General features: G+C 39.1%; 21 protein-coding genes. 19 read left to right on the top strand and 2 right to left on the bottom strand.

The features are described 5' to 3' along the window. Positions 1 to 13: 13 nt before the first annotated feature. Together HCCG_RS03005 and HCCG_RS03000 are read left to right on the top strand one after the other, a co-directional pair. On the top strand, positions 14 to 1,246 hold the full coding sequence (locus tag HCCG_RS03005; protein WP_015453876.1) for a metallophosphoesterase: 1,233 nt from the start codon (positions 14 to 16) through the stop codon (positions 1,244 to 1,246). 58 nt (positions 1,247 to 1,304) lie between these two features. Next, positions 1,305 to 2,087, top strand: coding sequence for a sulfite exporter TauE/SafE family protein (locus tag HCCG_RS03000; protein ID WP_002955946.1), 783 nt, complete (start codon positions 1,305 to 1,307; stop codon positions 2,085 to 2,087). A 184-nt stretch (positions 2,088 to 2,271) separates the two neighbouring features. Here HCCG_RS03000 and HCCG_RS11910 read toward each other — a convergent pair whose 3' ends face one another. Next, the gene (locus HCCG_RS11910; RefSeq protein ID WP_002955945.1) at positions 2,272 to 2,430 is read right to left on the bottom strand and encodes a hypothetical protein; all 159 of its coding nucleotides are present in this window, start codon (positions 2,428 to 2,430) and stop codon (positions 2,272 to 2,274) included. A 108-nt stretch (positions 2,431 to 2,538) separates the two neighbouring features. On the opposite strand from HCCG_RS11910, the gene HCCG_RS02995 reads away from it, so the two are divergent. The 15 genes from HCCG_RS02995 (at position 2,539) to polA (ending at position 16,637) form a co-directional block, all read left to right on the top strand. Further along, on the top strand, positions 2,539 to 3,318 hold the full coding sequence (locus tag HCCG_RS02995) for a HugZ family heme oxygenase (protein WP_002955944.1): 780 nt from the start codon (positions 2,539 to 2,541) through the stop codon (positions 3,316 to 3,318). A 186-nt stretch (positions 3,319 to 3,504) separates the two neighbouring features. Then, positions 3,505 to 4,893 carry a CitMHS family transporter gene (locus HCCG_RS02990; RefSeq protein WP_002955943.1) on the top strand — a complete coding sequence of 463 codons (1,389 nt, stop codon included), beginning with the start codon at positions 3,505 to 3,507 and terminating at the stop codon, positions 4,891 to 4,893. Positions 4,894 to 5,354: 461 nt separating this feature from the next. Beyond that, entirely contained in the window at positions 5,355 to 5,822 is a 468-nt protein-coding gene (locus HCCG_RS02985) for a hypothetical protein (protein ID WP_002955941.1), read from the top strand. A 107-nt stretch (positions 5,823 to 5,929) separates the two neighbouring features. Next, complete coding sequence (tilS, locus tag HCCG_RS02980; protein WP_002955940.1) at positions 5,930 to 7,174, top strand: tRNA lysidine(34) synthetase TilS; 1,245 nt, start codon at positions 5,930 to 5,932, stop codon at positions 7,172 to 7,174. A gap of 100 nt (positions 7,175 to 7,274) precedes the next feature. Next, positions 7,275 to 8,738, top strand: coding sequence for a cytochrome-c oxidase, cbb3-type subunit I (gene ccoN, locus HCCG_RS02975; protein WP_002955939.1), 1,464 nt, complete (start codon positions 7,275 to 7,277; stop codon positions 8,736 to 8,738). A gap of 11 nt (positions 8,739 to 8,749) precedes the next feature. Further along, a complete protein-coding gene (gene ccoO / locus HCCG_RS02970; protein WP_002955938.1) occupies positions 8,750 to 9,490 on the top strand; it encodes a cytochrome-c oxidase, cbb3-type subunit II in 741 nt (246 codons plus the stop codon). After that, complete coding sequence (locus tag HCCG_RS02965) at positions 9,490 to 9,720, top strand: cytochrome c oxidase, cbb3-type, CcoQ subunit (RefSeq protein ID WP_002955937.1); 231 nt, start codon at positions 9,490 to 9,492, stop codon at positions 9,718 to 9,720. The genes ccoO and HCCG_RS02965 overlap by 1 nt, the downstream gene beginning before the upstream one ends. 14 nt (positions 9,721 to 9,734) lie before the next feature. Beyond that, on the top strand, positions 9,735 to 10,604 hold the full coding sequence (ccoP, locus tag HCCG_RS02960; protein ID WP_002955936.1) for a cytochrome-c oxidase, cbb3-type subunit III: 870 nt from the start codon (positions 9,735 to 9,737) through the stop codon (positions 10,602 to 10,604). Positions 10,605 to 10,614: 10 nt separating this feature from the next. After that, the gene (locus HCCG_RS02955) at positions 10,615 to 10,815 is read left to right on the top strand and encodes a DUF4006 family protein (protein WP_002955935.1); all 201 of its coding nucleotides are present in this window, start codon (positions 10,615 to 10,617) and stop codon (positions 10,813 to 10,815) included. 119 nt (positions 10,816 to 10,934) lie between these two features. Next, positions 10,935 to 11,606, top strand: coding sequence for a hypothetical protein (locus HCCG_RS02950; RefSeq protein WP_230197840.1), 672 nt, complete (start codon positions 10,935 to 10,937; stop codon positions 11,604 to 11,606). Positions 11,607 to 11,626: 20 nt separating this feature from the next. Next, on the top strand, positions 11,627 to 12,256 hold the full coding sequence (locus tag HCCG_RS02945) for a hypothetical protein (RefSeq protein WP_002955932.1): 630 nt from the start codon (positions 11,627 to 11,629) through the stop codon (positions 12,254 to 12,256). Continuing rightward, on the top strand, positions 12,253 to 12,567 hold the full coding sequence (locus tag HCCG_RS02940) for a hypothetical protein (protein WP_002955931.1): 315 nt from the start codon (positions 12,253 to 12,255) through the stop codon (positions 12,565 to 12,567). Before HCCG_RS02945 ends, HCCG_RS02940 begins: the two co-directional genes overlap by 4 nt. Next, positions 12,567 to 13,340, top strand: a complete 774-nt coding sequence (locus HCCG_RS02935; RefSeq protein ID WP_002955930.1) for a hypothetical protein — start codon at positions 12,567 to 12,569, stop codon at positions 13,338 to 13,340. Before HCCG_RS02940 ends, HCCG_RS02935 begins: the two co-directional genes overlap by 1 nt. A 10-nt stretch (positions 13,341 to 13,350) precedes the next feature. Next, positions 13,351 to 13,710, top strand: a complete 360-nt coding sequence (locus HCCG_RS02930; protein ID WP_014667410.1) for a hypothetical protein — start codon at positions 13,351 to 13,353, stop codon at positions 13,708 to 13,710. Positions 13,711 to 13,895: 185 nt separating this feature from the next. Then, on the top strand, positions 13,896 to 16,637 hold the full coding sequence (polA, locus tag HCCG_RS02925) for a DNA polymerase I (RefSeq protein WP_002955928.1): 2,742 nt from the start codon (positions 13,896 to 13,898) through the stop codon (positions 16,635 to 16,637). On the opposite strand, the gene HCCG_RS02920 is transcribed toward polA, so the two are convergent. Continuing rightward, the gene (locus HCCG_RS02920) at positions 16,629 to 16,886 is read right to left on the bottom strand and encodes a helix-turn-helix transcriptional regulator (protein ID WP_002955927.1); all 258 of its coding nucleotides are present in this window, start codon (positions 16,884 to 16,886) and stop codon (positions 16,629 to 16,631) included. The two genes, polA and HCCG_RS02920, sit on opposite strands and share 9 nt — an antisense overlap. A gap of 134 nt (positions 16,887 to 17,020) precedes the next feature. On the opposite strand from HCCG_RS02920, the gene HCCG_RS02915 reads away from it, so the two are divergent. Next, a complete protein-coding gene (locus tag HCCG_RS02915) occupies positions 17,021 to 17,371 on the top strand; it encodes a hypothetical protein (protein ID WP_002955926.1) in 351 nt (116 codons plus the stop codon). 28 nt (positions 17,372 to 17,399) lie between these two features. Continuing rightward, positions 17,400 to 18,368, top strand: a complete 969-nt coding sequence (locus HCCG_RS02910; protein ID WP_002955925.1) for a hypothetical protein — start codon at positions 17,400 to 17,402, stop codon at positions 18,366 to 18,368. Positions 18,369 to 18,407 lie beyond the last annotated feature (39 nt).

The following is an 18,407-nucleotide window of genomic DNA, read 5'->3' as shown; positions in this document are numbered from 1 at the left end:
GTGTGGGGATAGAATGATTTTAGTTTTTGTGGGTGTTGTGTTTGTTGTTCTCAATGCGATGAAAGTGTATGTGTATATGCGATTTTTTCGCCATAGTGTGCTTTTGCCAAAATGGGCGGGGATTGGGATTTTAGTGGCTTTGGCTTTGGGCGAGATAGCCTTGCTTGTGCTAAAAGATGTGCGTTTTAGCCATTGGCAATATCTTATGATTAGCTCGTGCTTGGTTTTGACACTCACACTTTTTATGGCGTGTGTGGCGGTGGATATACTAAGATTTGGGGTAAATTTAAGCCTTAAATTTTCTAGCAAGATTCAACATAGAGAATCTAAAAAACCAAGCCCCTTAGCTACACAACAAGATTCAAAGCACAATGACACAAACATAAGCAGACGCACATTTTTGAGTAAATGCAAAGACTATGCGGTGGCTGGATTATTTTTGCTATTCACTTTTAAGGGCTTTTCTGCTGCCCTTACTTTGCCACCCATTAAAGAAGTTCGCATAAAGATTCCGCATTTAAAGGCTAAAAAAAGCATTGCGATGATAAGCGATGTGCATATTGGCAAGAATCTAGGCAGGGCGTTTTTGGAGGGGATTGTAGAAAAGATTAATGCTTTGGAAGCGGATATTGTGGTGATTGTGGGGGATTTAGCAGATGATAAGATTGAAAATATTAAAGATGATTTGGAGCCTTTAAAGTGGCTAAAAAGCAAAGAGGGTGTGTATTATGTCTGTGGGAATCACGAGTATTATCACGGGCTAGATTCTATTTTAGAATATTTACACACATTAAATCTTACTATTTTACATAATACCAACATTGAACTTGAAGGCTTTAATCTTGCGGGAGTGAGTGATTTAGCAGGGGTTAGATTTAAGAATCTAGAGCCAAATTTAGAATCTGCTAAAAAGGGCTTAAATCCGCAAAAGCCTAGTATTCTACTTTCCCATCAGCCAAAGTTTGTGTATCAAAATGATGTGAGTGATTTTGACTTAGTCTTATGCGGACATACACACGCTGGACAGGTGTTTCCTCTCTCTTTGTTTGTGTGGCTAGATCAGCATTATGTCTATGGGTTATATGACATTACGCATAAGAATATGGAATCTAAGCGACTTATTCAGGATTCTATGTGTGCAGATTCAGGCAAAACGCAACTCTATGTCAGTAGCGGTGTGGGCTTTTGGGGACCAGCTATTCGTTTTCTAACCCCTAGTGAGATTGTATTGCTTAGGCTAGAGTAGGGCTTTATCGCGTTTGTATGTGTAAAAGTGTAAGAAAATCAAATATAAGGATTTGTAAATGGAAGTGGCATTAAGTGCGTGGTTTTTGGTGATTTTGGGCGTTGTGAGTGGAGCGGCGGCTGGGTTTTTTGGCATAGGGGGCGGAGTGATTATCGTACCTGTGCTTTTGCTTTGTGGTGTGGATATGGAATCTGCCATTGGCATATCCATTATGCAGATGATATTCTCTTCAAGTGTAGGTTCAATGATTAATATCTATCACAAAAAGCTAGATGTGCGAGATGGCGTATTTGTGGGATTAGGTGGGCTTATGGGGGCGGCATTTAGCGGGGTAATCGTGGCTTCTCTCTCTTCTTTTACCTTGCTTTTAGCCTTTTTGCTTCTTTCTTTAGTGAGTTTTTACAAATATGTCTTTGATGTCAAAACAAATGCCAACCCCACGCCACCTATCACAGATTCTGTCAGGCAAAAGGCTGTGATGATTCTAGCTGGGCTTGTTACGGGGATTTTCGCCGTGAGTTTGGGCGTGGGCGGTGGGCTGATACTCGCGCCCATTTTGGCGTATTACTTGGGGTTTAACTCTAAAAAAGTCGTGCCTATCTCGCTTTTTTTCATTATCTTTGCTTCAATTTCAGGGAGTATCTCGCTTGGCTCACACGGGCTGATTGACTTTCACTCTGGGCTTATCGTGGGGCTTAGCTCATCTGTTGGCGTGGGGCTTGGAATCTACCTTATAAGCAAGGTTACTTTGAGTAATCACCGCTATGCGCTGATTGGAATCTATGCCTTTTCTATTCTGCTGACACTATGGAAAGTGTTTGAGAATCTAGGGCTTGTGTAGGGCATTTTGGCAAATACTTTAAAAATGTTTCAATGTGTTTGTTGAGTGTGGGGCGGTAAGATTCTAGAATCTATATTGAATCTACTAAAATAATAATGCTTATTAATTTGTCTTTAAGCTTTTATATATTAAAATGAGAATTGTTTTTAAAATTGCTAACGAAATCATACGAGATTTTGGAGTCTTAAATGTGCGATTGATTTACCAAGCTTAAGGCATACCCCATTTGAAAGGGATAGGGAATCTTAAAAGACGCCGACAGGACTGATAAGAACACTGCAAAAAAGACAATGCAAAATCTAGAATCTAAAGTATGGTTTGGTAGGGCTGGGCGGGTTAGCAAAGCATCTTTTCCTTCCTTATTTGTTGTTTGATTGCATAAATAGGCTATCTTATCTCCTTAAGGTAGCCTCTATGCAACCCTCTTCAGTTTATTATCAAAGGAGTTTTTATGAGTTTTGAAAGTATTTTAGCCCATATGAATGAGCATCATCAAAGCGAACTTATTGCGTTGTGTAAAAAATATGGCAATCCACAGGTTGAAGTGCAAAATGCCAAGCTTGTAGGCGTGGATTTTGTGGGGTTAGATATTGTGTATAACGAGAATCTGTCCTTGCGTGTGGAGTTTCCACAAAAGGCAGATGAAAAGAGCATTAAAGATTCTATTATTTCCTTGTGTCAGGCGGCTAAAGCCACCGATGTCAGCGGTATAGCCGATGAGATAGAATCTTTTAAAAAAGAGTTTGGCTCAATAATCATCGCAAGTATTGATAAGCAGGGCAATGCCATATCTTCATATTCTCCGCTTATACAGGTTGATGGGGCGTTGTATATCTACATTAGCGAAGTGGCGGAGCATTTTGAAAGCATATCGGCAAATCCTAGCAAAGTAGAGGTGATGTTTTTAGAAGATGAGAGCAAGGCAAAGTCTGTGATTTTGCGTAAGCGGCTTAAATATCGTGTCAATGCGGTGTTTATTGAGCGAGATTCTAGCGAGTTTGAAAAGGCACTGGATAGTTTAGAATCTGCTATGGGCGGAGCTGGTGGCATAAAGACCATACGCAAAATGAGTGATTTTCATCTTATCAGGCTAGAGCTTGGTCTTGGGCGGTTTGTCAAGGGATTTGGTGCGGCGTATGATATTCTGCCAAATGGTGAGATTAAGCAAGTTGGCGGTAGTGGGAATCCACACGGGAATCCCCATAGCCCACACAATCCCCACAAAGCTTAGACTTTAAGCTAAGATTCTGTTTTTGCAGGGTGGCTTCACACCTTGTTTATGTGCTACTATCTCCTAGATTACTTTATGTAACATTTTAGTAAATCTGGGTTACTTTTCTCACCGTATTAATATTTTAAAAAAATTTTTACATTACCTTATTTCTTTCCCTATTTCTATACTTACAAAGGTGTTCAAATGGAATTTTTCTTAGCATTTGTTGGATTTGGTTCGCTCATTCTCATTGTGTATTTACTGCTAACAGAAAAGACAAATCCTGCCGTGGCGTTCATAATCGTATCAGGTTGTAGTGCTATTGGACTTGCCTTGCTGGATATAAACTTGCAGCTGGGCATTGGAGGCTTGTTAAAGGATAAATTTGAAATTGCTTATTTCGCAAAAATAGAAAATCCCGTTTTTGACTTTAAGGCGTTGAGTTTTTTCATCAAACAAGGGATTAGCAGCGTTAGCTCCACGGCAGTGTTATTTATCTTTGCTATCTTATTTTTTGGATTGTTGAATGAAGCAGGAGTATTTAACAAAATCATCAATCATCTATTAAAATTTAGCAAAAACAATGTGTATGGTATCTGCTTTTTAACCGTGCTTATCTCGGTTATTGCACATTTAGACGGTTCTGGGGCTTCTAGCTTCTTAATAGTAATTCCGGCAATGTTGCCTATTTATGAAAAATTGGGAATGCGTAAAACAACCTTAATGACGATTATGGCGATTTCTTTGGGTGTTATGAATCTCCTTCCTTGGGGTGGTCCTACACTCAGGGCTGCTACGATTATTGGTGCAGAGGCAAATGACATTTGGTATAACCTTATCCCCATTCAAGCAATCGGGCTGCTTTGTGCATTTGGAGTTGCCTTTATCTTGGCACGAAGGGAAATAGCACTAGGAGCTGGGAAGATTGAGATAAGCATAAGCCATCACGAGCTAGAAAAAGGGGAATATACAAGAGATAAGTCCTTCTTCTTGAATCTCATTGTGCTTTTGGGGATTTTGGTGCTACTCATTGTAAATGTCCTGCCTAGCTATTTTTTATTTATGTTAGGGTTCTGTCTTATCTTGTTTATTAATTATCCCAAGTTGGAGATAGCTCAAAAACTTATAGACAAATACTCTAAAAGTGCTATTATGATGGCCACTACACTTTTTGCCGCTGGAATCTTGATTGGGGTATTTGACAAATCTGGGATTATGAAAGTTATGGCAAGTGTAATTTTGGAGATTCTACCCCATTGGGCATTGGTTTTAATCCCTTTAATCGTTGGCTTGAGTGCTGTGCCTATGGCATTAATTTTTTGCACGGATTCTTACTTCTTTGGCATTATGCCCATCGTGGTTGGAATTACCCAAAGTTTAGGCATAGATCCTATGAGTATTGCAATCATTATGGTTGTCGCACGAAATTGTGCCACTTTTATTTCTCCTGTTGTCCCAGCAACACTGCTAGGGTGCGGACTTAGCGGTGTTAGTATTAAAGAACACATCAGCAAAAGTTTCTTTTGGGTTTGGGGAGTTTCATTGATATGTTTAAGCTGTGGTGCTTCTTTGGGGATTATTCACTTCTTTTGATTATTTGTTAGTTTCAAAGCAAGAAAACAAGCGAAGTTTTTAGCAAAACTCTCGCTTCTTGAGCCAAAAATTGTTTGCAATGTTAGCTGTATGCTGGAGCCTTAGAGATTAATTTAATCAGCGTTTTTTTTGTAAGATCCTTTGAGTCTTAGGTTGAGTATTAGCCTATTAGACTATAAATAGGGAGTTTTGGTATTAGCTGAGATTGCTCAGCTTTAGGAAGCACTCGTTTTCATAAGTGAGTGCAATTTGTGTGTTTGTTTCAATAAAGTCTTAAGCTTTAGAGGAGCAAGTAGAAAATCTCACAAAAGAGATTCAAAATCAAAATAAGGAGTGAAAATGGATATTATGGCTAAGTTTCTTATATGTGTTGGGAATTGCTTTGTCAATACGATAAACAGCGTAGAAAAGCAACTTAACCTAGCAGGGCTATCAGCTAGTAGAGATGAAATAAAACAATTTTGGAAAAGAATCAAGATGAGATTAATAATGAAATAAGGGACGCTAAACGGAGATACAGCTCCCTTAAGTCTCGGATTAAAAAGAACGGTGGGTTTGAATTTAAAGAATTTTATGAGTGGTATAAGGAGCAAGAAAAAAGTTGTTATTATTGTGGCACGACAGAGGAAGTGCTAAAGGAGCTTTTCCCTAAAAAAGATGAAGATAATCAGCAGAATACCGATAAAACACAAAATGTAAAAACCCATAAAATAGAATCTAAAAAGCCCTCTTTCACAGGGACACTTCATATTGATAGGCTTAATCCCAATCTTGGGTATGAGCCTAATAATTGCGTTTTTGCGTGTGCGTTATGCAACAATGCCAAGAGCGATATGATAAATGCGGAGAACTTTAAAAAATATTTTGGTGAGAAAATGAGCGAGTTTCTTACCGCTTTACATAATGATAAAATTACCAACATACATTAAAGATAAATGATGATTTTATAAAGGATAGCTAGGTTTTTAGAATCTCTACATAGAGTAGATTCTGCTATAATTCGGGGCGTTTTAGTAATTTACTTTAAGGTTAGCCTATGCCCACATTTTTATCGCCTTTAGCACTTCGCTTGAAAGAAAAGATTTTGCCTTTAGCAGATTCTAAGAATCTGCTTGGCTTTTCTGGTGGGGTGGATTCTACGGCGTTATTTTTTTTGCTTGTGGAATATAAGATTCCCTTTGATATAGCCATTGTGCATTATCACACACGCAAGGAAGCTGATGATGAGCTATCCCACGCACAGCATTTGGCTAAACTCTATAAGAAACACTGCTTCATCTCCCACGCACCGCAATTTTCTCAAAACTTTGAATCTCAAGCAAGGGCGTTTAGATTCTCCTTTTTTGATGAGATTATGCAATCGTATGGCTATGGGGCGTTGATTTTAGCTCATCAGCTTAATGATCGCTTTGAGTGGTTGCTTATGCAGCTTACGCGTGGGGCTGGGCTGGAAAATCTGCTGGGTTTTGAATCTTGGCGGAATGCTAAAATAAGCTACCATATCGTGCGACCTTTAGAATCTATAAGCAAAGATGAGATTTATACCTACTGCAAGGAGAAAGGGCTAAAGTATTTTGAAGATTCTAGCAATGCGGATTTAGGCTTTAAGCGGAATGCTTTTCGGGTGAGATTTGCTAATGAGCTAACAAGGGAGTATGGCAGGGGGATTGCTAAAAGCCTAGAATATCTTAAGCAGGATAAGCAACGCCTAAATACGCCAAGTGTAAAAAGGCTAAGGCTAGAGTGTGTGGCAAGGCTTACGCAAGATTCTAAGGATTGTATATGTAGTCAGGGCGGAGTGATTTTTAAGCTAGAATCTACTTTGTGGCGGGAAAACAAGCGTGAAAATATGGGTGAAAACGACAGCATAAGCAGGGGAATAGAGCAAAATAGGCTTTTGCAAGGCTGCGATAAGATAGCAAAGCTTTGCGGCTATGTGCTAAGTTTTGCTCAACGCAAAGAGATTGTGAAGGGTGGATTTTGCGTTAAGATTCATTATTTGATGGTTACACATAGTGAATCGGCTCTCTTTGTGGCAGTGGATATATTTGATATGTATAAAAATGTAACGATTCCACCGATGACAAGGGATTTTAAAACTTTTTGTCAAAAATCAAAAATTCCACCAAGGCTTAGAAAACTGCTCTTTGCGGAGCTTTGTCTATTAGAATCTCATCAAAAAGCAGATGATGAAAAAAATCCTAATCTATCAAAAAATAAAGAAAAACAAGCCGATTTTAAGCAATTTATGAAAAAAATCAGCCACTTTTTTGCCATTTGAAAGCGTTTTGTTATTTTTATATTAACTTTTTAAGGTAGCTATAACTTCAAAGGCATTAGAATAAATCTCGTATTTTTCAAAACACGAACAAGGAGATTGCATGCAGACAAATACGCTCGAGTATGATTACTCAATTGCTAAGTTATTTGTTTTTTCTGCGATGGCATTTGGCTTTGTGGGACTACTCATTGGGGTAGTTATCGCATTTCAAATGGCATTCCCAGATTTAAACTATCTAGCTTCAGAATACGGGACTTTTGGGCGACTTAGACCGCTTCATACTAATGGTATTATCTATGGTTTTACTCTTAGTGGGATTTGGGCTTCGTGGTATTATTTAGGACAAAGAGTGCTAAAGATTACTTACAAAGAGCATCCATTTTTGCGTACGGTTGGTTTAGCACATTTTTGGATTTATATCGTGCTTATGGCACTTGCTGTTATCTCGCTTTTTGCTGGTTTAACACAATCAAAAGAATACTCCGAGCTTATTTGGCCTCTTGATATTATCGTGGTTGTTGTGTGGGTATTGTGGGGAGTTAGCCTTTTTGGAAGTATGGGTGTAAGGCGTGAGCAGACTATTTACATTTCGTTGTGGTATTTTATCGCTACATTTGTGGGAATCTCTGCACTTTATATCTTTAATAACCTTGCTATTCCTACTTATTTTGTCGCAGGTGTGGGGAGTGTGCTGCATTCAATTTCATTCTATGCAGGGACAAATGATGCGATGGTGCAATGGTGGTGGGGGCATAATGCCGTTGCATTCGTCTTTACTTCAGGTATCATCGGGTTAATCTATTACTTCCTTCCTAAAGAATCTGGACAGCCTATTTTCTCTTATAAGCTCACGCTATTCTCATTCTGGGGACTTATGTTTATTTATATTTGGGCGGGTGGGCATCACCTTATTTACTCAACTACGCCTGATTGGATTCAGACTCTTGGATCTGTTTTCTCTGTTATTCTTATTTTGCCTTCTTGGGGAACGGCGATTAATATGCTTCTTACAATGCGAGGGCAGTGGCATCAAATCAAAGAATCGCCAATGATTAAATTCTTAATCCTTGCTTCTACTTGGTATATGCTCACCACACTTGAAGGACCGATTCAGTCTATCCGCTCGGTAAATGGCTTGGCACACTTCACAGATTGGATTATCGGGCATGTTCACGATGCGGCTCTTGGCTGGGTTGGCTTTATGGTGATTGCTGCGTGCTTCCATATGGTGCCTAGAATCTTTAAGCGTGAGATTTACTCCAAAAAGCTTATGGACGCGCAATTCTGGATTATGACAACAGGAATTATCTTGTATTTCTCAAGTATGTGGATTGCAGGTATCACACAAGGTATGATGTGGAGAGATGTAGATGAGAATGGAAGTCTTGTGTATAGCTTTATTGACACTGTTACGGCACTATTCCCTTATTATCTTATCCGTGCGATTGGTGGCTTGATGTATTTGATAGGATTCATTATGTTTATTTACAACATTATGATGACAATCTCATCAGGTAGAGTGCTTGACAAAGAGCCACAAAATGCCACACCAATGGCAGCATAAAGGAGTGAAAGATGTTTAGTTTTTTAGAAAAAAATCCATTCTTTTTCACGGTTGCGTTTTTATTAGTGTTTTCTATTGCTGGGCTTGTTGAGATTCTGCCCGGCTTTGCTAAAAAGGCTCAACCTATTGAGGGGTTAAAGCCTTATTCATTGCTTGAAACAGCTGGACGACAAGTGTATATTGCTGAGGGTTGCTATAATTGCCACTCGCAGCTTATCCGCCCATTCAAAGCAGAGACAGATAGATATGGTGCATATAGCTTAAGCGGGGAGTATGCCTATGATAGACCTTTCTTGTGGGGTTCAAAACGCACTGGACCAGATTTGCATAGGGTTGGCGATAGCCGTAATGCGGCGGATTGGCACGATGGGCATATGAGAGATCCAAAATCGCGTGTGCCCGGCTCCATTATGCCAGCGTATGAACATCTTTTTACAAAAAATGCTGATTTTGAAACCGCATTTGCTGAAGCCTATACACAAAAGGTTGTATTTGGTGTGCCTTATGATGTTGAAGGTGGTGTGCAAATCGGTGCCGAAGGCTATCAAAAAGGCAATACAGAATCTTTGGCAAAGGCAAAAGAAATCTTTATGCAAGAAGCAAAAGCAGTTGTTGATGATATGATAAGCCAAGATGTGAAAGATGCTTTTGAAAAGGGCGAAGTGAAACAGATTGTAGCACTTATTGCATATATGAATAGCCTTGGGCAATCTCGCCGAGCAGCGACACAGGTATCACAGGCAGGACAGTAATGATACCGGAGGCTCTTATGCAGTTCATCATTATACATCAAAAAGAGATTTATCTCATCGTTACACTTTTGCTTGTAGCGTTTTTGTATGGATATGTGTATCATCTGTATTCCTCACAACGCAAAGGTGTAAAAGACTATGAGAAGTATGCGAATCTTGCATTGAAAGATAACCTTGATGATGAGCTTATTGAGCCAAGGGAAGTTATCCATAAACAACAAAATCAATAAAGGGGAAAGAGCAAATGAATTGGTCAGATAATATAACGACACTCGGGCTATTAGGTGCTTTTGTTATCTTAATACTCACTATTTTTGTAATGGGTGTGTATCTCAAAAAAATCAAAGATAGCAAGGCTGATGGCGAACTCACACACGAGAGCTGGGACGGCATAGGGGAGCAGACAAATAATATTCCTATTGGTTGGGCAGCTTGCTTTTTGGGTGTGATTATTTGGGGCTTTTGGTATTTATTCTTAGGATATCCACTCAATGCATATTCACAAATTGGCGAATATAACCAAGAAGTGCAAAGTTATAATCAAAAGTATGCAGCCACTTGGGATAAGCTTGATGAAGATGGGCTTACAAAAATGGGGCAGGGTATATTTTTGGTGCAATGTTCTCAATGCCACGGCGTTACCGCTGAAGGTATGAATGGTAAGGCAAAAGATCTTACAAAATGGGGCAAGGAAGAGGGTATTATTGAAGTGATTAGAGATGGAAGTAAAGGCTTAGAGTATATGGCAGGTGAGATGGTGCCTGTTGAGCTTAGTGATGATGAAGCAAAAGCGGTAGCAGCTTATGTTATGCAAGATATTTCAAGTGTGAAAAGCACAAAATATCCGCTTGAAGTGGCTAAAGGCAAGGAAGTATTTGCAATGCAATGTGCGGCTTGCCACGGCGATGAGGGTAAAGGCAATGGCGGTGGCGTTGATGGCTTTGCACCGGATTTAAGCAAGTATGGCACGACAGAATTTTTAACAGAAGTGTTGCAAAAAGGTAAAAAAGGAATGATTGGTGTAATGCCTTCATTTAATTATGCAAATTTTGCGACAAGCCAAAAAGAAGCATTGAATGTGTTTATCCGTTCTTTGGAATCTCAAGCAGACTAAGGAGTAGCGTATGAATGGTTTATTTGGTATTAATGGTTTGACAGGATATTTTGTTGCCGTTGTGCTTTTGCTGAGTGTAGTTGGTGTGCTTGGCACTTGTGCTGTCCTTACACAAAAAGAAGTGGCTACAAGTTATTATAAGATTGAAGATGCAAGTGCGATTAAGCAAATCAGCACGGATAATGCTAAACACCACACAACTGCACAATAAGGAGAATCTAATGAAACTCACACCGATTGAAAAGCTCCTTGGAGCATTGCTTATAATCACCATTGTTATGACAATCGTCATTCCTTTTATCCCTAATTTATTCCTGCATTTGGTTTAAAATGCCTTTTTCTCTAAAGGGGCTAGTGTATTCTAGCTTCTTATGGGCGGTGATGCTTTATGCAGATATATCATTGGCACAAACCAGCCCTGCTCATGTTGTTGATAACACACATAAGCTTTTGATACCAAAAAGTGTAGATTTTGTTGAAACCCTATCAACTGAATTGCAAGCAAAAACCGGCTATCATCTTTATGTGGCGGTTGTGGATTCTGTGCCTATGGAAGATTTATTTTTAGAATCCCCACAAGATTCCACTTTAAAGCTTACCCAAAAACAAAAGCGTCTAGCCTATAAAAATATGCTTTTAGAAAAACTTCAAAAGCCCTACACCCTTATTGTTTTTATGAAAGAAGATGAAAAGATTGATATTATCAGTTCAGAGCCTAAAAAATATTTTGATGAAGAAAAAGTGTATTATGAATATATGGTGCCGCTTCTGCCAAAGCAAAAAGATGAGATTCTAACCCCACAGCTTATTTCTGCTATTGTGCTAAATGGCTATGCTCAAGCTGCGGATATGATAGCTCATTATTTTGATGTAAAATTAGAGAATAATATGCCTGTTGATGAAAGCGGTGGGCGGGAGTTTGTGCGGTTTAGTATGTATGTAATGTTGCTTGTGATGTTTGGCATTATCGGCGTGATTTATCTTACACGCAAAAAGACATAAGGTAAAAATAAGGAGAGTGTATGCAGGAGAAAAACTATTGGCCCCTAGGCATTATTGGCGTTTTGTTGTTTGGTGTATTTATGGTGAGTGTGTCAATCACCATTGCGTTAAAAAACCCCATTCAAGATGAAAGCACCTATTTTGACACAAAACGCAATGTTGATGAACGCATTAACGAGATTATTGCAAATCAAAATCTTTTTAATAATCTCTTTTCTTACACCATAAGTTTAAATGCCAACACAGCTAAAAAGCTTGATTTTGTCTTTCCTTATTACGCACCATCTCACCGCCCAGATATTAAGAGGGGCGAGATTGTTGAAATCCCAGCAGATAATGTCCGCCTAACTTTTAAACTAGATAAGCCCACGACACAATTAAAAAGTATTACTCTCTTTTTGGATTCCCCTATCCAAGCCGTGGAGCTAGTGAATCTAGGCGAGTTTAGCACAAATGATTCTCACACATTTATGAGTCAAATGCTTGATAATCTCCCAAATGGGCGGTGGAAGTTTATCCTTGAGCTAAGCTTTACTGCAGATTCACAAGATTCTACAACCAAAAAAGCCTATTTAGAATCCGAAGTGTTTATCGGTGAGCTTCACGCCAAAGATTCTACTCCTACACCTAAGACACAAGAATCTATATGAAAAATCCGCCTAATTCCACGATAGCCAACAGCCCCAGAATACACACCACTCATCGTGCATTTGTGCTACTTGATGCGGTAATGGGGATTTTTATCTGTGCGTTAGGCTTTAGCCTTGCATTTAGTTTTCTATCACTACAAAATCCCCAGCAGATAAGCAGTTATACATATTACAAACAGCTACTTTTAAGCCCACAGCTCACACAAACACAGCTTAGCACCCACTCCACGCCCACGCTTATTTATCAAGGCAATATCCACCGCAGCACAGAATCTAATCTCTCATTTTTTGCTCCCACACATATTCGCTAATGTTTTTTAAGTCCAAACGCTCCGCTTTTTCGCTTTTTGAAGTGAGCGTGGGGGTTGTGATTTTAGGCATAATAGGACTTGTTTGTAGCTCTATGCTTTTAGATATAAGTAAGCATATCGCCTACACACAGGCTAAAAACGACAGCACAGCACTCACTGCATTGCTAAAGATTGAAAATCTTTTAGAATCCGCCATTATAGAATCTTTACAAGATTCAAATGGCAAGGCACTCTCCGCCCCAAGCTCACATATTTCCTTTTACACCATTCAGCAGGATTTGCTTTTTGGCGGTGGGGATAAAAATGTTCAGTCCCTTATGCAAGGCAACACGCTTCTGCCTAAACTTTCCATAGAGATTTTACACTCTCATCAAAACACACTGAATCTTGCCCAACTCACAAATAACCCAAGCAATCATAACAGCACTGGTTGGTCTAATGGAATGTCTGCTTATCTTGTCTCAAAGCCACAGGGCGATTTTACTCCTTTTGCCATTACTGCTACAACAGGCAATACACTCACGCTTGATAAGCCCATAACTCACACGCCTTTAGCCATTTTGCCTATCACTCATCATACTTTAAGTGTGTATGATAATGCCTTGTGGCTAGATTCTGTGCCTATTGCCTATGATGTAGAATCTTTTGAAATCACACCTTTAAGCTTTTCACAGGGAATCTTGCTAGAGATTCAGTTATGTGTCAAAACACCAAATAAGCCTTTCTGCCAGACTCGTGGCATTTGGCTAGATTCTATCGTGGAATTTTTGTAAAGGCAGGACGATGAAACATAGCGGATTTTATATGCTTTATGCGGTGTTGTTTATTGTCTTCATTGGGTTAGCGTGTGCGTTTTATCTCCAGCAGCATTATCACAGCTCCTTTGCACTCTCTCAAGTCTATGCCAAAACCCAGCTCCAGCTCCACGCAAGAAGTGTGAAGCAAATGGCTCTAATGTGCCTAAGGCAAAAGGATATGGCTCAATGTGATAGGCAGGAGTTTATCTTTTCACATTATCATTTTTATGCCCATCTCACGCCTCTTAATAGTAGCACTATTTTGCTTGATATTCACGGCAAAGTTACCCACCCAGCGAGCAATAATCTTGTGCGTATCACAAGGCGTTATATTCTTGTGCCTTAAGATTCTAAACCTTTCTCACAAGCTAGAGTGTCAAATAAATCTCCAAAGTTTCAAAAGCATTTAAGAAAAAAAGATATAGTTAAGCACAGCAAGGAAGTTGGCAGGTTTGAAAAGTGAAAATTACAAACTTTTCTTAGCAACCTTTGACTTCCCATCATCTCACTTTATCTCACAAAAGGCATTGTATGAATACTCTTAGCGTCATTGATACTTTTGGATTTTTCTTTCGTAGTTTTTATGCTCTCCCTCCGCTTAAAAATTCACAAGGATTCCCCACAGGATTGCTTGTGGGCTTTTGCAACCTTTTGCAGTCTTTATACAAAGATCCCTCTTGCACCTATATTGCCTTTGCTTTAGAAGGTGGGGGGAGAAATAAAAGACGAGATATTTATAGTGAGTATAAAGCCAATCGCCAAGCCGCCCCAGAAGAGTTGCGTTTGCAACTCCCCATTGCGATTGAGTGGATTGCTAAAATGGGCTTTTTAAATATCAGCATTGAAGGCTATGAGGCTGATGATGTTGTCGCTTCAATCAACAAAGTCGCTAACGCACAAAATATCACGGTAAGAATCATAAGCCACGATAAAGACTTATACCAGCTCATTGATGAGAATACTTATATTTACGATCCTATCGGCAAAAAGGACATTAAAGAAGCACAATGTTTGCAAAAATATGGCGTATATCCCAAGAATTTTATTGATTATCAAAGTCTTGTAGGCGATAGTAGTGATAATGTAATGGGAGTAAAGGGCATAGGAGCAAAGTCCGCTCAAAAGCTTATCCAACGCTTTGGGAGTATAGAATCTTTATACGCTCGTATTGATGAGGTAGAATCTGCCACCACACCAAGAATTGCTAAGCTTATTAAAGAGGGCAAGGACAATGCCTTTTTAAGCAAAAAGCTTGTTACACTCTATGATAATCTGCTTGAAAATATTGATTTAAATAAATGTCTAATGCCTGAATCTAACCCTATGCTTAAGATTTTTGATGAGTTAGAAAAATATGAGCTAAAAAATATCATCTCCAAGATTCAATCCCCTTATGAGCGATACACACAGAAAAAATCCGCTCAAATGGGCATTGGCTCACTTCAAGGCACACAATCACCCCAAAATATAGAGAGTAAAAAAGATGAAGCCTTTAGCTTTACCCCCCATTTGCTTGATACTTTAGAATCCGTAGAATTCGTGCTAGATTCTATTCCACAAGGGGTGAGAGTGGGCTTTGACTGCGAGAGTGATGGCCTTGATTTGCAGGAAGCCCAGCTTGTGGGATTCTCATTTTGCTTTGATGGAAAAAATGCTTATTATGTGCCTGTGGGGCATAGATATTTAGGTGTGGGTAATCAGCTTAACCTACAAGAAGCCAAAAGTGCCATAAGCAGAATATTCACTCACCCGCTTATCGGGCATAATCTCAAGTTTGACTTTAGTCTTATCTACCGCACACTTGGGCTAGAACACATTGGCAAGATTTATGATAGTATGATTCTAAGTTGGCTTTATGATAGTATCGCACCTGTGGGACTTGATAAGCAAATGCTAAAATGGTTTAATCACACAATGATTAGCTTTGATAGTGTTGTGCCAAAGGGGGAAAATTTCTCACAAGTGAATATCATTACTGCTACGCAATACGCCGCTGAAGATGCTGCGGCAACCTTTAAGCTCTATCATCGTTTGGAAGATGAGTTTCACAAAAGAGAATGGGGTGGGATATTGGAGCTAGCCCAAAATCTTGAATATCCCTTTATTAAGGTGCTTATGGATATGGAGCTAGAAGGGATTCGGGTAGATATAGGGCTTTTAGAGATTCTAAAAGATAAATCAAGCGAACACATCGCCGAGCTTAGTCAAAAAATCTATGATTTATGCGGAGAGACTTTTAACCTTAACTCCCCCCAGCAACTCGCTCATATCTTATTTGAGAATCTTGGACTGAAGCCCGGGCGAAGTGTGAAGGGGGGCTTAAGCACTGATGAAAAGACACTTCTAGCCATTATTGATAGCCACCCTGTGATTGATCTGATTTTAGATTATAGAGAGAGCAATAAACTAAAAAGCACCTACATTGAGCCACTTTTGCGGCTTGGCAGGACAAATGAGACGCATAGAATCCATACTTCATTTTTGCAAAATGGCACTGCCACAGGACGCCTTAGCTCTAAATCGCCAAATCTACAAAATATCCCCGTCCGCCGTGAAGAAGGGCGTAAAATCCGCCAAGCATTCATTAGCAAAGAAGGACACAGCCTTATTAGCATTGATTATTCACAGATTGAGTTGCGACTTTTAGCGCATTTTTGCAAAGACCCTTCACTTGTGGAATCTTTTATGCAGGATAAGGATATTCATTTTGAAACAGCAGCTAGGCTTTTTGGGGAGCAGGAAGCTATGCAAAAACGCTTTATTGCCAAAAGCATTAACTTTGGGCTTATCTATGGTATGGGGAGTAAAAAGCTCTCTCAAACCCTGCAGATTCCACTCAAACAGGCTAAAGAGTATATTGAAAGCTATTTTGCCCTATTCCCCACGATTAAGGACTTTTTGAACGCACAGGAGGAATTTTTGCTTGAAAATGGCTATTCCCAAACGCTTTTGGGGCATAGGCGGTATTTTGACTTTAAAAGGGCTACTGATTTTATGAAAGCAAACTTCTTGCGTGAGGGGATAAACTCTATCTTTCAAGGCAGTGCGGCGGACTTAATCAAGCTTTCAATGTGTGAGATTCACAAGCGGTATGCAAAAAGCGATTTAAAAATGCTTTTGCAGGTGCACGATGAGCTGATTTTTGAAGCCCCAAGTGAAAGGGCAGAAAACTATGCTAAGGAAGTGGCGGATATTATGAATAGCATTTATAAGCTTGAAGTGCCGCTTAAATGCGGTATTGCCATTGGCACAAACTGGGCGGAGTTAAAGTAGGGAAAAGATGTCTTTTAAATCAATCTCAAGGGCTTTAGCGATTTTATAGCAATGCTCTAAATTAAAATGCTTCCCATAGCGACAATTTTCACAATTTGAATAAAACGCCACAGATTTAATTCCTATCTCAAGGGCAAGGTCAAGCTGGGAGATTCCCCGCTCTTCACGCAAGATTCTAATATTAGCGGATATGCGTTTGTAAAACTCGCTAATCTCTTCTTGTGTTGCATTGCTATAAAGCTTTTGCACTGCCCTTTTTCTCCTTGCCTTTTTGTTTCTTTTGCTTTCATATTTATCCTATAGGATTAATTGAGAATTAAAATTTACAAAGATACAATGCGTTTTTATATATCCTATGGGATAAATTGACTTAAGGGAGCAAAATGAAGAAAACAATCTTTGGTTTAATGATTTCTACAATGTGTGCTTTTGGGCTTGAAATGGAAGAGGCATTAGAAGCTTTTACAAATAGAATAATGATGGGTGTTTGTGGAGCAAGTGAAGAGGTGGCAATAGCTTTGCGACTACAAAATGGAATGAATAAGGAAAAAGCTACAAATTCTTCAATAGAGCGTTTAAAAATATGTGGAGAGCTAACTTTTAAAAAAGAAAGTATAGCAAAAAGCAAATCTAAAAATAGAAAGTGGAATGCTCTCTATGAAGAAGGCATAGAGGTGGGCAAAGAAGCTTTTGGAGATTCAATTGAAAAATTAGCTAGACAATCAAAAGAATGAGATTAACAACACAAAAAAAGGAGTTCCTATGTCTTACACTTATCTTCATCTCGCACAAGAAGTGCTACTAGATTCTGCTACGCCTTTGCAACTTGGGCAAATATGGAATCTAGCCAAGCAAAAAGGCTTAGACAAAAAGCTAGAGAGTGAAAACGCTAGAAAACAAGCCTTATCAGTTGCCTTACACTCACCAATAAGGCGTAAAGCCTACAATATTTTTGCATTTTCAAAGTCTCCCACACTCTTTGGTATCACAGGCAAACATCAAGCCATAGTCCCTGAAGTTGCAAACGACCCACAAGAAAATGAGAATGACAAAGCAAGTAAAGAGCAGCTTGAACGCTCTCTCCACCCACTATTTGTGAAATTTGCTAGAGATGAGCTTAATCTCTTTTGTAAGACAATTTTCCACGAGAAAAGCCAAAAGCGTGAAAAAGGCATAAATGAGTGGATTCACCCTGATATTGTAGGAGTGAAATTTAGTATCCAAGACTTTAAAGAAAGCAAATGCCAAAGAGAGATATTAGAGTTTATCCATACATTCAATTACCCAAAAATAGAGTTTTACTCATTTGAGCTAAAAGTAGAGATAAAATCCGCCGCTGATTTGAAAAAGATATATTTCCAAGCGGTGTCAAACTCCAGCTGGGCGAACTATGGATATTTAGCGGTGTTTAGACCCATAGAGCCTAGCATAAAAGATGAGCTAAGGAAGCTTAATGCACGATTTGGCATTGGCGTTATTAACTTTGGCACAGACAATGAAGAGTGGGAGATTCTTTTTCCAGCTAAAAGGCGAGAAGATATTGATATTTCAATGCTTGATGAGCTAGGCAGGATAAATGATGATTTTAAAAAGCTACTAGATGATATTATAAAAGATACAAAAGGCAAGCGTGAAGAGCCTGTGCCACAGGATTATGATAAATACTTGAGTGATGAAGATAGGGAAGAATATGTCAAACAACACGATATGAAAACAAAACGCGACCAATAAGTAGATTTGCTTTTTAATCCACATATCAAGGGGGAAGCT

Origin of the sequence: Helicobacter cinaedi CCUG 18818 = ATCC BAA-847 (genome assembly GCF_000155475.1) — a bacterium.
Taxonomy (GTDB): domain Bacteria; phylum Campylobacterota; class Campylobacteria; order Campylobacterales; family Helicobacteraceae; genus Helicobacter_C; species Helicobacter_C cinaedi.
The sequence above is the reverse complement of the archived record's forward strand: the minus strand, read 5'-3'. Positions and strand labels throughout refer to the sequence as shown.